The following is a 13,889-nucleotide window of genomic DNA, read 5'->3' on the forward strand; positions in this document are numbered from 1 at the left end:
GAACTCGCGTCGAGCGTGCTCGGCGCGGTCGGCGAGATCGTGTGGTTCGACGACGAAGCGCAGCTCGACGCGGTCACCGCGATTTCGGGCAGCGGCCCCGCGTACGTGTTCTATTTCATCGAAGCGCTGCAGGAAGCCGCGCGCCGCCTCGGCATGAACGACGAGCAGGGCCGCGCGCTCGCCGTCGCGACGTTCACCGGCGCCGCGCAACTGGCCGCGCAGTCGGGCGAACCGGCGAGCGTGCTGCGCGAACGCGTGACGTCGAAGGGCGGCACGACGGCCGCCGCGCTCGCGGCATTCGACGCGCAGGGCGTGAAGGAAGCGATCGTGCGCGGCGCACTCGCGGCCGAAGCGCGCGCGAAGGAAATGGGCGACGAGCTCGGCCGCGCGTAAGCGCGACGGCGGCGCCGGTCGTACCGGCGCGAGACGTAAAAAAAGCGACCGTCAGGTCGCTTTTTCGTTGGCGCCGCGCGCAAGTACGCGCGGTGTGCCGTTCAGTTGCCCGCCAGCAGGTAATGCGCGGCGATGCCCGCGAACAGCACGCCACCCAGCCAGTTGTTGTGGCGAAACGCCGCGAAGCACGGCATCCGTTCGCGATCCTTGATCAGCGTGTAGTGATAGAGCGCGCAGCCGACCGCCGCCGCCCAGCCCACCCAGTACGCGAGGCCGAAGCCGAGCGTCACGCCGATCCACACGTAGATGCCGAGCGTCGCCGCGTAGCACGCCATCACGGCCGCGACGTCGAAACGGCCGAACGTCAGCGCGGACGTGCGGATGCCGATCTTGATGTCGTCGTCGCGATCGACCATCGCATATTCGGTGTCGTACGCGACCGACCAGAAGATGTTCGCGACCAGCATCACCCACGCCAGCACCGGCACCGTGTCCTGCACGGCCGCGAACGCCATCGGGATGCCGAAGCCGAACGCGATGCCCAGATACGCCTGCGGAATCGCGAAGAAGCGCTTCATGAACGGGTAGGAGCCGGCGACGAACAGCGCGACCACCGACAATTCCTTCGTCAGCGTATTGAGCGGCAGAATCAGCAGGAACGCGATGAACGACAGCCCCACCGCGATCGCGACGGCTTCCCATGCGCGGATCTTGCCCGACGTCAGCGGCCGGTCGGCCGTGCGCTTCACGTGGCGGTCGAAATCGCGGTCGGCGTAGTCGTTCATCGCGCAGCCGGCCGAGCGCATCAGCAGCGTGCCGAGCGTGAAGATCACGAGCAGCGGCCAGCGCGGGCGGCCGTCCGACGCGATCCACAGCGCGTTGAGCGTCGGCCACAGCAGCAGCAGGCTGCCGATCGGCTTGTCCATCCGGACGAGCCGCAGATACAGGGGAAAGCGGGCAAGCATGGCGAAGCACCGGGAAGAGAATCCCGGCATTTTAGAGCCGAGCGGTGCTTCGCGTCATGTCGGCGCGACCCTCAGCCGGTAGCCGCGGCGGGCCGGCGGGCCGCCGTAGCCCGCTATGCGCGGCCGGCAGCGGCATACGTTAATCAGGGGACAGATTCAGTGCCACCACCAATCGGGCCGGCCTGCCGTCTCCGGCCGCACCGGGCTTAGGCGAGCAGCGACCGCAGCATCCATGCGGTCTTTTCATGCGTCTGCAGGCGCTGCGTCAGCAGGTCGGCGGTCGGCTCGTCGCTCGCCGCGTCGGCGATCGGGAAAATTTCGCGCGCGGTGCGCACGACCGTCTCGTGCCCTTCGACGAGCTGGCGGATCATCTCCTCGGCGGCCGGCACGCCCTTCGCTTCCGGCACCGACGACAGTTTCGCGAATTCGCCGAACGTGCCGGGCGCGACGACGCCCAGCGTGCGAATGCGCTCGGCGACGGAATCGACCGCGAGCCACAGTTCGTTGTACTGCTCCTCGAACATCAGGTGCAGCGTGTTGAACATCGGTCCGGTCACGTTCCAGTGGAAATTGTGGGTCTTCAGGTACAGCGAAAAGGTATCGGCGAGCAGGCGCGACAGGCCGTCCGCGATGTTCTTGCGGTCCTTGTCGCTGATACCGATGTTGATCTGCGTGGCGTTGCCTTTCTTGGCCATCTTCGGGACTCCTCATTCGAAATGTTGAACCGGCGAAAATGCGTCGAGCAATCCGCATGCCGCGTCGCGCGGCATCCGTTCGCGACTCGCCAGTCTAGCGTCGCGAATCCATCGTCGCACTACGCGAGCGCGTGCAGCGCCTGCGAGACCAGCTCCACCGCCCCGCCGACGACGATCGAGAAGCCGACGACGTAGCGCGCCAGCTCGCCCGGCGATCGCAGAATGGGCGATGCGGCGGCACGCATGTCGAGCATCATTTGCGTCATGGTCGTCACTCCTTTGACAAGACATCGTTCAGAGAAGAAACGGCCGGTCGCTGGACCGGCCGTTTCACGTTACTGCATCACCGCATCAGGATGCGGCCAGGTTCATGCGAGGTCGAAGCGGTCGAGGTTCATCACCTTGTTCCAGGCGGCGACGAAGTCGCGCACGAACTTCTCCTGCGCATCCGCGCTGCCGTACACCTCGGCCAGCGCGCGCAGTTGCGAGTGCGAGCCGAAGATCAGGTCGACGCGCGTGCCGGTCCACTTGACTGCGCCCGTCGCGCGCTCACGCCCTTCGAACACGTCGTTCGCGGCCGACACCGGCTTCCACTCCGTGCCCATGTCGAGCAGGTTCGCGAAGAAGTCGTTCGACAGCGTGCCCGGACGATCGGTGAACACCCCGTGCTTCGAGTCGCCGACGTTCGCGCCGAGCACGCGCAAGCCGCCGACCAGCACGGTCATCTCCGGCGCCGTCAACGTCAGCAGTTGCGCCTTGTCGACCAGCAGCGCCTCGGCCGGCGTCTTGTACGCGCTCTTCAGGTAGTTGCGGAACCCGTCGGCGAGCGGCTCGAGCACGGCCATCGCGTCGACGTCGGTTTCTTCCTGCGACGCATCCATCCGGCCCGGCGCGAACGGCACCGAGATCGAGATACCCGCGTTCTTCGCCGCCTGCTCGACGCCGGCCGCACCGGCCAGCACGATCAGGTCGGCCAGCGACACCTTCTTGCCGTCCGTCTGCGCATCGTTGAACGCCTTCTGCACGCCTTCGAGCGTTTCGAGCACCGCCGCCAGCGCCACCGGCTGGTTCACTTCCCAGTCCTTCTGCGGCGCGAGGCGGATACGCGCACCGTTCGCGCCGCCGCGCTTGTCCGAACCGCGGAACGTGGCCGCCGACGCCCATGCGGTCGACACGAGCTGCGACACCGACAGGCCCGTGGCCAGCACCTTCGCCTTCAGCGCGGCGACGTCGGCGGCGTCGATCAGCGGGTGATCGACGGCCGGAATCGGGTCTTGCCACAGCAGGTGTTCCGCCGGCACTTCAGGGCCGAGATAGCGGGCGCGCGGGCCCATGTCGCGGTGCGTGAGCTTGAACCACGCGCGAGCGAACGCGTCGGCGAATTCGGCCGGGTTCTCGTAGAAGCGGCGCGAGATCTTTTCGTAGGCCGGGTCGAAACGCAGCGACAGGTCGGTCGTCAGCATCGTCGGACGATGCTTCTTCGACGCGTCGTACGCATCGGGAATCACTTCGCCGGCGTCCTTCGCGACCCACTGGTGCGCGCCGGCCGGGCTCTTCGTGAGCTCCCACTCGTAGCTGAACAGGTGCTTGAAGAAGTCGTTGCTCCACTTCGTCGGCGTCGAGGTCCACGTGACTTCGAGGCCGCTCGTGATCGTGTCCTTGCCCTTGCCCGTGCCGAACGTGCTCTTCCAGCCGAGCCCCTGCTCCTCGAGGCCCGCGGCTTCCGGCTCGGGGCCGACGTTCGAGGCCGGGCCGGCGCCGTGCGTCTTGCCGAACGTGTGACCGCCCGCGATCAGCGCGACCGTTTCCTCGTCGTTCATCGCCATCCGCGCGAACGTCTCGCGGATGTCGTGCGCGGCAGCGACCGGGTCGGGGTTGCCGTCCGGGCCTTCCGGGTTCACGTAGATGAGGCCCATCTGCACCGCGGCGAGCGGGCTTTCGAGCTCGCGCTTGCCCGTGTAGCGGCTGTTCGGGCCGCCGCTCAGTTCCAGCCAGATCTTTTCCGAGCCCCAGTAGACGTCGTCCGGTTCCCACGTGTCGGCGCGGCCGCCGGCATAGCCGAACGTCTTGAAGCCCATCGATTCGAGCGCGACGTTGCCGGTCAGGATCAGCAGGTCGGCCCACGAGATGTTGCGGCCGTATTTCTGCTTGATCGGCCACAGCAGGCGGCGCGCCTTGTCGAGGCTGACGTTGTCCGGCCAGCTGTTGAGCGGCGCGAAGCGCTGCTGCCCGCCGCCCGCGCCGCCGCGGCCGTCGGCCGTGCGATACGTACCGGCGCTATGCCATGCCATGCGCACAAACAGGCCGCCGTAGTGGCCGAAGTCGGCCGGCCACCAGTCCTGCGACGTCGTCATCAGCGCGTGCAGGTCCTGCTTCACCGCGGCGAGATCCAGCTTCTTGAACGCCTCGGCGTAGTCGAAATCCGGGTCCATCGGATCGGACAGCGCCGAATGCCGATGCAGGACGTTGAGGTTCAGCTGATTCGGCCACCAGTCCTTGTTCGTCGTGCCGCTGCCTGCGGTATGGTTGAACGGGCACTTCGTTTCGTTCGACATGCTTTTTCTCCTTGTCTTGCTCGTAGGCCCCCACGTGCCGGGCGCGGTTCGTGGAGCATTGCGGGGGGATGAAACGGAACAGGCGGTTCCTCCGGTCGTACTACGGGACGTCGTGCGCGGCCTGCGACCCGCGTTCCCGCTGCGACGCGCCGCAGGAGCGCTCGGGGAAGCGGCTGCCGGCGGTCGTCGTGCCGGCGAGGCGGGTGGTTCTGCGTGTATCGGACATGCAATGCTCCCTCATGGCTCGACGGCAGTTAATCGGGGGAACACACGACCGGTGCAGCGGCACTCATCCGCCATACACACGGTCCGCCAGGTACGCGAACGCAATCGGACGCAGGCTGCGAACCGCCGCCCTGGCGCGATGTACGACCATGTCACGCGACGGGACGTTCCGCTGCGCGTGCTGCAATACCGACCGCATCATGACATCCTCCTTTGACGCTTGCATTCATCGTGCATCCCGCACCGACCGCACGTCGACTTGACGCCGATCCATGTAGAGGATTCTATCTATATCTATCAATTATTTGAATTTGATAAATTTCATCTATGCGATAGGAAAAAATAAACGGGGTCGCAAGACCCCGTTCCTCACGCTGCCACATGTACATGCGCAGCCGCCTCAGTGTCAGTTCATCGTGGCCGGCATGTCGAGCTTCGCGACGCCCGGCAGCTCGCACGCGGCAATCGCGTCGCTGATCGCATCGATCGCCGGCATCCGCGTGAAGCTTTTGCGCCATACGAGCACCACGCGACGATCAGGCACCGGCTCGTTGAACGGCACGTACGACAGCAGCTCGGCATCCGGGCCGTTCGCGCGCGGACCGACCTCGGCGACCGACATCCGCGGCAGCACGGTGATGCCGACGCCGCTCGCGACCATGTGGCGAATGGTTTCGAGCGACGAGCCCTCGAAGGTCTTCTGGATGCCGTCGGCCGTCTGCGAGAAGCGCATCAGTTCCGGACACACGCCGAGCACGTGGTCGCGGAAGCAGTGACCGTTGCCGAGCAGCAGCATGGTTTCCTGCTTCAGGTCCTCGGCATCGATTTCGTCGCGCTTCTCCCACGGATGGCCGGCCGGCAGCGCGACGACGAACGGCTCGTCGTACAGCGGCCGCACCATCAGGCCGGTTTCGGGGAACGGCAGCGCCATGATCGCGGCGTCGATCTCGCCCTGCTTCAGCAGTTCGAGCAGCTTCAGCGTGTAGTTCTCCTGCAGCATCAGCGGCATCTGCGGAACACGCTGGATCATCTGCTTGACGAGCGTCGGCAGCAGGTACGGCCCGATCGTGTAGATCACGCCGAGGCGGAACGGGCCGACCAGCGGGTCCTTGCCCTGCTTCGCGATCTCCTTGATCGCGAAGGTCTGCTCGAGCACGCGCTGCGCCTGGGTCACGATCTGGTCGCCGATCGGCGTCACGCTCACTTCGCTCGCGCCGCGCTCGAAAATCTGCACGTTGAGCTCGTCTTCGAGCTTCTTGATCGCCACCGACAGCGTCGGCTGGCTCACGAAGCATGCTTCGGCCGCGCGGCCGAAATGCCGCTCGCGCGCAACCGCGACGATGTATTTCAATTCAGTCAGCGTCATTGTGGGTCAATCAGAGATATACAGGCGATAGGTTTAATTTATACACCTGTTGGCACCGGTTCGCCAAGTTTCTCTGCATCGCGATGCGTCGATCGGCGTCGAATTGGCGTCGACGGGCGGCTTTCGATCCGGCCCCGAGCCGGTCGATCAGGCCTTCAGATACTGTTCGCGCGCACCGAGCCAGCGCGCGAGATGCTGCGTGACGACCTCGGGGTACGCGGCAATCAGCCGCGCCGCGGCCTCGCGGGCCGGCTCGATCAGCCAGCCGTCGGTCTCGAGGTTCGCAAAGCGCAGCATCGCCGCGCCCGACTGGCGCGCGCCGAGGAATTCGCCGGGCCCGCGGATTTCGAGGTCGCGCCGCGCGATCTCGAAGCCGTCGGTCGTCTCGCGCATCGTCTTCAGCCGCTCGCGGCCGGTGAGCGACAGCGGCCCGGTGTACAGCAGCACGCACACCGACGCCGCGGTGCCGCGGCCGACCCGGCCGCGCAACTGATGCAGCTGCGCGAGGCCGAAGCGCTCCGCGTGCTCGATCACCATCAGCGACGCGTTCGGCACGTCGACGCCGACCTCGATCACCGTCGTCGCGACCAGCAGCTGCACTTCGTTGCGCGTGAACGCCTCCATCACGGCCGCCTTGTCGGCCGGCGACAGCCGGCCGTGCACGAGCCCCACCTTCAGTTCGGGCAGCGCCGCGGCGAGCGTCTCGTAGGTTTCGACGGCCGTCTGCAGCTGCAGCGTCTCGCTCTCCTCGATCAGCGGGCACACCCAGTACACCTGACGCCCGGTCAGCGCGGCCTCGCGCACGCGGGCGATCACTTCTTCGCGCCGCGCGTCGCCCACCAGCCGCGTCAGCACCGGCGTGCGACCGGGCGGCAACTCGTCGATCGTCGACACCTCCAGGTCGGCGTAGTACGTCATCGCGAGCGTGCGCGGAATCGGCGTGGCCGACATCATCAGCTGGTGCGGCTGAAAGTCGCGTGCGCCGTTGGCGGCGTTCGCGGCCTTCGCGCGCAGCGCGAGACGCTGCTCGACGCCGAAGCGGTGTTGCTCGTCGACGATCACGAGGCCGAGCCGCGCGAATTCGACCGTGTCCTGGATGATCGCGTGCGTGCCGATCACGAGCTGCGCGGTGCCGAGCGCGGCCGCCTCGATCGCCGCGCGCTTTTCCTTCGCCTTCAGGCTGCCCGCGAGCCACGCGACCGTGACGCCGAGCGGCTCGAGCCACGCGCGCAGCTTGCGCGCGTGCTGTTCCGCGAGGATTTCGGTGGGCGCCATCAGCGCGGCCTGATAGCCGGCGTCGATCGCCTGCGTGGCGGCCAGCGCCGCGACGACCGTCTTGCCGCTGCCGACGTCGCCCTGCAGCAGCCGCTGCATCGGGTGCGCGAGCGTGAGGTCGTGCGCGATCTCGTCGACGACGCGCGCCTGCGCGCCCGTCAGCGTGAATGGCAGCGCCGCGTAAAGGCGCGTGGTCAGCGCATCGGCATCGCTCGCCGCGCGGCGCGGCATCGCGGGCGCCGCGCGCGTGCGGCGCTCCTCGTGCGCGCGCTTTAGCGACAGTTGCTGCGCGAGCAGCTCCTCGAACTTGATGCGCGTCCACGCCGGATGCGAGCCGTCCATCAGCGCGGCTTCGTCGGAATCGACGCGCGGATGGTGCAGGATGCGCACCGCCTGCTCGAGCGACGGCACGTCGAGCGGCTTCAGGTAGTCGCGCTGGATCTCGGGCGGCAGCAGTTCGGGCAGCGGCGTGCGCTCGACCGCATTCTCGATTGCCTTGCGCAGATACGCCTGCGACACGCCGGCCGTGCTCGGGTAGACGGGCGTGAGCACCTGCGGCAGCGGCGCATCGGCTTCGACGACGCGCACGGCCGGATGCACCATCTCCATCCCGAAAAAGCCGCCGCGCACGTCGCCGCGCACGCGCAGCCGCTGGCCGACGGCCATCTGCTTGACCTGCGACCCGTAGAAGTTCAGGAAGCGCAGCACGAGCTGCTCGCCGTCGTCGTCCTGGATCTTCACGACGAGCTGGCGACGCGGCCGGTACGCGACCTCGTTGTCGAACACGACGCCTTCGGTCTGCGCGATGCCGCCCGGTAGCAACTCGCCGATCGGCGTGAGCGTGGTCTCGTCCTCGTAGCGCATCGGCAGATGCAGCACGAGATCGATCGAACGTGTGAGGCCGAGCTTCGCGAGCTTGTCGGCGGTTTTCACGGGCTTGTCGGCGGCCGGCTTCTTCTTGCGCTTCGCGCCGGATGCGCCGGGCGCATCCGCTTCGTCGCCGCCCGCGCCCGGTTCGGCGTCGGGCGCGGCGGCCGCGGGCTACGCGAGCCGGCCGTCGGCGCCGCGCTTCGGGCCGGCGCGGCGGGCGCCGGGGCCCGATGCGGACGGCGCGGGCGACGCGGCATCGTCCGCGTCGAACGGATCGGCGGAATCGGCAACGGCAGCGGGGGAACGGCGTGGTGACACAGGCATCGGATCGTCTGGGTGCTTCGCAAGGCAAGTACAATAGCGGCTTTCACGTCGTCCGAACGAACGACGCCGGCCAGGCCGCGCATCCCGTCATCATAGCGGCTCGCGCGCCCCGATTACGCGTTTCCGCCCTGCCGGCGACGCCCGCCGGCCGCTTCGAACCAGCCCGCATGTTCACGCTTTCCGATTTCGATTTCAATCTGCCGCCCGAGCTGATTGCCCAAACCGCGCTGCCCGATCGCACCGCGAGCCGCCTGCTCGAGGTCGACGGCAGCGTCGCGCCCGCGCGCCTCGTCGACCGCCATTTCGCCGAGCTGCCGACGTGCATCGCGCCCGGCGACCTGCTGGTGTTCAACGATACCAAGGTGCTGAAGGCGCGTTTCTTCGGCCAGAAGGCCAGCGGCGGCAAGATCGAGGTGCTGATCGAGCGCGTGACCGGCACGCACACGGCGCTCGCGCAGATCCGCGCGAGCAAGTCGCCGGGCGCCGGCACGACGCTGCGCCTGGCCGACGCGTTCGACGTGACGGTCGGCGAGCGCGTCGAGCCGTTCTTCACGCTGCACTTCCCCGCGCCGTGCCTCGACCTGATCGAGCAGCACGGCCGGCTGCCGCTGCCGCCGTACATCGAGCACGACGCCGATGCGACCGACGAGACGCGCTACCAGACCGTCTATGCGAGCAACCCGGGCGCGGTCGCCGCGCCCACGGCCGGGCTCCATTTCGACCAGCCGCTGCTGGATAAGCTCGACGCGATGGGCGTCGAGCGCGCGACGCTCACGCTGCACGTCGGCGCCGGCACGTTCCAGCCGGTGCGCGTCGAGAACATCGCCGAGCACAAGATGCACAGCGAGTGGTACGACCTGCCGCAGTCGCTCGTCGACAAGATCGCCGCGACCCGCGCGCGCGGCGGCAACGTGATCGCGGTCGGCACGACGTCGATGCGCGCGCTCGAAGCCGCGGCGCGCAGCGCCGACGAAGCCGGCCGCCCGCTCGCGGCGACGCAGGCCGAGACCGACATCTTCATCACGCCCGGCTACCGTTTCCGCGTGGTCGACCGGCTCGTGACGAACTTCCACCTGCCGAAGTCGACGCTGCTGATGCTGGTGTCCGCGTTCGCGGGCGTCGAGACGATCCGCGCCGCGTACCGGCACGCGATCGAAGAACGCTACCGGTTCTTCAGCTACGGCGACGCGATGCTGCTCACGCGGCGCGACACGCCGGAGGCGTCGGGCGCGTAAGCGCAGTCGACAGCATCGGCTCGATGCGCACGATGGCCGGCGCGTCGCACTGCCGCCGTGCCGTTTTTTTACGTTGTGCGCGCTACGCTGGCGCGCACCCGCTTTTCCCCGCCGCCGATTTCCCGGGCGGCGTTTCCAACATGCGCCGGACTTGCGATCCAGAGTTAGCGCTTTAGCGGTTACTCTGGTCCCATGCAGAGCATTTCCGGTAGCAAGGAGAGCAACACGATGACCGAAGGTTCATCCCACGATACGCACGCCCCCGTGCAGGACCGCCCGGCCAACGGGCTCGAATTCGAATTGCTGACGACCGACGGCCACGCGCGCCGCGGCCGCGTGAAACTCAATCACGGCACGGTCGAGACGCCGATCTTCATGCCGGTCGGCACGTACGGCACCGTGAAGGCGATCCAGCCGCGCGAGCTGCACGAGATCAAGGCCCAGATCATCCTCGGCAACACGTTCCACCTGTGGCTGCGCCCGGGCCTCGACACGATCGACGCGCACGGCGGCCTGCACGGCTTCATGGGCTGGAACAAACCGATCCTGACCGATTCGGGCGGCTTCCAGGTGTTCTCGCTCGGCGACCTGCGCAAGATCACCGAGGACGGCGTCACGTTCGCGTCGCCGATCAACGGCGACAAGCTGTTCCTGTCGCCGGAAGTGTCGATGCAGATCCAGAAGGTGCTGAACTCCGACGTCGTGATGCAGTTCGACGAGTGCACGCCGTACGCGACCAACGGCGTGCCGACGACGCACCAGGAAGCGGCCGACTCGATGCGCATGTCGCTGCGCTGGGCGAAGCGCTCGCTCGACGAGTTCAACCGGCTCGGCAACCCGAATGCGCTGTTCGGGATCGTCCAGGGCGGGATGTTCGAGGACCTGCGCGACGAATCGCTCGCGGGCCTCGCGGAACTCGGCTTCCACGGCCTCGCGATCGGCGGGCTGTCGGTGGGCGAGCCGAAGGAAGACATGATGCGCGTGCTGCAGCACGTGGGCCCGAAGCTGCCGGCCAACAAGCCGCACTACCTGATGGGCGTGGGCACGCCGGAGGATCTGGTCGAGGGCGTCGCGAACGGCATCGACATGTTCGACTGCGTGATGCCGACCCGCAACGCGCGCAACGGGTGGCTGTTCACGCGTTTCGGCGACGTGAAGATCCGCAACGCGACGCACAAGAACTCGTTGAAGCCGCTCGATTCGACCTGCACCTGCTACACGTGCCAGAACTTCTCGCGCGGCTATCTGCATCACCTGCACCGGGTCGGCGAAATCCTCGGCGCGCAGCTGAACACGATCCACAACCTGCACTACTACCTGCAGCTGATGAGCGAGATCCGCGACGCGATCGAAACGCATACGTTCGACGCATTCCGGCAGCGCTTCGCGGAGGATCGCGCGAGAGGGGTCGACTGACGGGCCGGCCGGCGGCTCGCACCGCGGCCAGTCACATAGGACGTGTACTAATTGGCGCACTCAAATCGCCAGTCGCGACCGCTAAACATTACAATTACCTTTCCAAACAAGTCGCAACGGTATCGGTTCGTGCTTTAACAGCTTGATCCGAAAGCGCATTTGCCGATCCGTTCGCGCATGGGGCCGGTGGTAGAATAACCGGCTTATTTTTCGATCTTCCCCTACGGAGAGACCAACGTGCCGTTCATTTCCAATGCCTTCGCGCAAGGCGCCGGTGGCGCCGAATCGAGCCTGATGAGCTTCCTGCCGCTCATCCTGATGTTCGCGGTGCTGTACTTCATCATGATCCGTCCGCAGATGAAGCGTCAGAAGGAACACCGCAACATGCTCGCGGCCATGGCGAAGGGCGACGAAGTCGTCACGAGCGGCGGCCTCGTCGGCAAGGTGACGAAGGTCACCGAAGGCTACATCGGCGTCGAAATCGCCGAAGGCACCGAAATCACCGTGCAGAAGGCTGCCGTCACGACCATTCTGCCGAAGGGCACGATCAAGTCGCTGTAAGGCTTTCACCGAGCGTCCGGCTCCCCGCGCCGTGCCCGCCTGAGAGAGCGGGCCGCCGCGGCGCCGGACGCGACGCTTTCACGCCAACCACCCGTTCGGCCCCCTCATGAATCGTTATCCACTCTGGAAATATGTCGTGATGGTCGTGGCGCTCGCCATCGGCCTTCTGTACACATTGCCCAACTTCTTCGGCGAAGCGCCGGCGGTGCAGGTGTCGAGCGGCAAGGCCACGGTCAAGCTCGACTCGACCACGCTGACCCAGGTCGAATCGGCACTCGCGTCCGCGCAGATCAAGCCGGACGACGTCACCTTCGAGAACACGGCGACCAGCGCGAACATCCGCGTGCGCCTGAAGGACACCGATACGCAGCTGCGCGTCAAGGACCTGCTGCAGAAGTCGCTGAATGCCGACCCGAACGATCCGCAGTACGTCGTCGCACTGAACCTGCAGAGCGCGTCGCCGCGCTGGCTGACCGCCCTGCACGCGCTGCCGATGTATCTCGGCCTCGACCTGCGCGGCGGCGTGCACTTCCTGCTCCAGGTCGACATGACGGGCGCGCTCACGAAGAAGCTCGACTCCGACGCCTCCGACGCGCGCTCGCTGCTGCGCGACAAGAACATCCGCGACGGCGGCGTGAGCCGCGTCGAGCAGTCCGTGGTCGTCAACTTCAGCGATGCGCAGACGGCGGAAGACGCCCGCAAGGTGCTCGCCGCGTCGATCACCGAGTTGCAATGGGCGACCCAGCCCGGCGGCGGCGGCACGCAAGTCGTCGGCACCTTCACGCCGGCCGTGCAGAAGTCGGTCGAGGACGCCGCGCTCAAGCAGAACCTGACGACGCTCCACAACCGCGTGAACGAGCTCGGCGTGTCCGAGCCGATCCTGCAGCAGCAAGGCAGCGACCGCATCGTCGTCGAACTGCCGGGCGTGCAGGACACCGCGAAGGCGAAGGACATCATCGGCCGCACCGCGACGCTCGAGGCGCGCCTGGCCGACCCGATCAACACGCACCCGAACCCGAACGACCCCGTGCCCCCGGGCGAGGAGCTGTTCACGCAAGGCAACCAGGCGCCCGTGCTGCTGAAGAAGGACGTGATCTTCACCGGCGACCGCATCATCGACGCCTCGGCCGGCTTCGACGAACACCAGCGTCCGTCGGTCAACATCCGCCTCGATTCGGCGGGCGGCCGCGCGGTGCGCACGGTGTCGCGCGACAACATCGGCAAGCCGATGGCGATGGTGCTGTTCGAGAAGGGCAAGGGCGAAGTGCTGACGGTCGCGACGATCCAGTCGGAACTCGGCGACCGCTTCCAGATCACGGGCCAGCCGACGCCGCAGGCCGCGGCCGACCTCGCGCTGCTGCTGCGCGCCGGTTCGCTCGCCGCACCGATGGACATCATCGAGGAACGCACGATCGGCCCGAGCCTCGGCGCCGACAACATCAAGATGGGCGTCCACTCGGTGATCTGGGGCTTCTGCGCGATCGCCGTGTTCATGATCGCGTACTACATGCTGTTCGGCGTGGTGTCGGTGATCGGGCTGTCGGTGAACCTGCTGCTGCTCGTCGCCGTGCTGTCGTTGATGCAGGCGACGCTGACGCTGCCCGGTATCGCGGCCATCGCGCTCGCGCTCGGTATGGCGATCGACTCGAACGTGCTGATCAACGAGCGCGTGCGTGAAGAACTGCGCGCCGGCCAGCCGCCGCAGCTCGCGATCCAGGCCGGCTACGCGCATGCGTGGGCGACGATTCTCGACTCGAACGTCACGACGCTGATCGCCGGTCTCGCGCTGCTTGCGTTCGGTTCGGGCCCGGTTCGCGCGTTCGCGATCGTGCACTGCCTCGGCATCCTGACGTCGATGTTCTCCGCGGTGTTCTTCTCGCGCGGGCTCGTCAACCTCTGGTACGGCGGCCGCAAGAAGCTGAAGTCGCTCGCGATCGGCCAGGTGTGGAAGCCGGAAGGCGCCGCTGCCGCCGCGTCGTTCACCGACGAGGACGAATCGACCGACACCG

At 67.1% G+C, this 13,889-nt stretch carries 11 protein-coding genes and 1 pseudogene; 5 read left to right on the forward strand and 7 right to left on the reverse strand.

The genetic code is table 11. The features are described from left to right. On the forward strand, nucleotides 1-393 hold a 393-nt coding region (locus H3O04_RS27410; RefSeq protein ID WP_272929901.1), incomplete at its 5' end, for a pyrroline-5-carboxylate reductase dimerization domain-containing protein. 101 nt (nucleotides 394-494) lie between these two features. Here the strand turns inward: H3O04_RS27410 and ubiA are convergent. The 7 genes and pseudogenes from ubiA to recG all read right to left on the reverse strand — a co-directional run bounded on the left by ubiA (nucleotide 495) and on the right by recG (nucleotide 8,668). Then, entirely contained in the window at nucleotides 495-1,358 is an 864-nt protein-coding gene (ubiA, locus tag H3O04_RS27415; RefSeq protein ID WP_027812716.1) for a 4-hydroxybenzoate octaprenyltransferase, read from the reverse strand. Nucleotides 1,359-1,564: 206 nt separating this feature from the next. Next, entirely contained in the window at nucleotides 1,565-2,053 is a 489-nt protein-coding gene (gene dpsA, locus H3O04_RS27420; protein ID WP_006476862.1) for a non-specific DNA-binding protein DpsA, read from the reverse strand. Between the two features lie 119 nt (nucleotides 2,054-2,172). Then, entirely contained in the window at nucleotides 2,173-2,319 is a 147-nt protein-coding gene (locus H3O04_RS27425) for a hypothetical protein (RefSeq protein WP_202588862.1), read from the reverse strand. Nucleotides 2,320-2,421: 102 nt separating this feature from the next. Continuing rightward, nucleotides 2,422-4,608 carry a catalase/peroxidase HPI gene (katG, locus tag H3O04_RS27430; protein WP_202588863.1) on the reverse strand — a complete coding sequence of 729 codons (2,187 nt, stop codon included), beginning with the start codon at nucleotides 4,606-4,608 and terminating at the stop codon, nucleotides 2,422-2,424. 100 nt (nucleotides 4,609-4,708) lie between these two features. Beyond that, a complete protein-coding gene (locus H3O04_RS36570; protein WP_267872415.1) occupies nucleotides 4,709-4,834 on the reverse strand; it encodes a hypothetical protein in 126 nt (41 codons plus the stop codon). 405 nt (nucleotides 4,835-5,239) lie between these two features. After that, nucleotides 5,240-6,199, reverse strand: coding sequence for a LysR substrate-binding domain-containing protein (locus H3O04_RS27435; RefSeq protein WP_006476864.1), 960 nt, complete (start codon nucleotides 6,197-6,199; stop codon nucleotides 5,240-5,242). A 147-nt stretch (nucleotides 6,200-6,346) separates the two neighbouring features. Next, nucleotides 6,347-8,668, reverse strand: a pseudogene (gene recG, locus H3O04_RS27440) (ATP-dependent DNA helicase RecG). A gap of 167 nt (nucleotides 8,669-8,835) precedes the next feature. Here recG and queA point away from each other — a divergent pair. From queA to secD, 4 genes are all read left to right on the forward strand, one after another. Then, nucleotides 8,836-9,903, forward strand: a complete 1,068-nt coding sequence (gene queA / locus H3O04_RS27445; protein ID WP_175831541.1) for a tRNA preQ1(34) S-adenosylmethionine ribosyltransferase-isomerase QueA — start codon at nucleotides 8,836-8,838, stop codon at nucleotides 9,901-9,903. 228 nt (nucleotides 9,904-10,131) lie between these two features. Beyond that, entirely contained in the window at nucleotides 10,132-11,319 is a 1,188-nt protein-coding gene (gene tgt, locus H3O04_RS27450; RefSeq protein ID WP_027807172.1) for a tRNA guanosine(34) transglycosylase Tgt, read from the forward strand. Nucleotides 11,320-11,556: 237 nt separating this feature from the next. Beyond that, nucleotides 11,557-11,880, forward strand: coding sequence for a preprotein translocase subunit YajC (yajC, locus tag H3O04_RS27455; RefSeq protein ID WP_006476868.1), 324 nt, complete (start codon nucleotides 11,557-11,559; stop codon nucleotides 11,878-11,880). 106 nt (nucleotides 11,881-11,986) lie between these two features. Next, nucleotides 11,987-13,889: protein translocase subunit SecD (gene secD, locus H3O04_RS27460; RefSeq protein ID WP_202588864.1), on the forward strand; the 1,903-nt coding region annotated here is incomplete at its 3' end.

The sequence above is a fragment of the Burkholderia sp. KCJ3K979 genome, from assembly GCF_016759955.1.
In the GTDB taxonomy this organism is placed as follows: domain Bacteria; phylum Pseudomonadota; class Gammaproteobacteria; order Burkholderiales; family Burkholderiaceae; genus Burkholderia; species Burkholderia orbicola.

Excerpts from the sequence above, each read along its gene's own strand:
- ubiA (WP_027812716.1), bottom strand. The coding sequence starts at position 1,358 with ATGCTTGCCCGCTTTCCCCTGTATCTGCGGCTCGTCCGGATGGACAAG.
- dpsA (WP_006476862.1), bottom strand. The coding sequence starts at position 2,053 with ATGGCCAAGAAAGGCAACGCCACGCAGATCAACATCGGTATCAGCGAC.
- H3O04_RS27425 (WP_202588862.1), bottom strand. The coding sequence starts at position 2,319 with ATGACGCAAATGATGCTCGACATGCGTGCCGCCGCATCGCCCATTCTG.
- katG (WP_202588863.1), bottom strand. The coding sequence starts at position 4,608 with ATGTCGAACGAAACGAAGTGCCCGTTCAACCATACCGCAGGCAGCGGC.
- H3O04_RS36570 (WP_267872415.1), bottom strand. The coding sequence starts at position 4,834 with ATGTCCGATACACGCAGAACCACCCGCCTCGCCGGCACGACGACCGCC.
- H3O04_RS27435 (WP_006476864.1), bottom strand. The coding sequence starts at position 6,199 with ATGACGCTGACTGAATTGAAATACATCGTCGCGGTTGCGCGCGAGCGG.
- queA (WP_175831541.1), top strand. The coding sequence starts at position 8,836 with ATGTTCACGCTTTCCGATTTCGATTTCAATCTGCCGCCCGAGCTGATT.
- tgt (WP_027807172.1), top strand. The coding sequence starts at position 10,132 with ATGACCGAAGGTTCATCCCACGATACGCACGCCCCCGTGCAGGACCGC.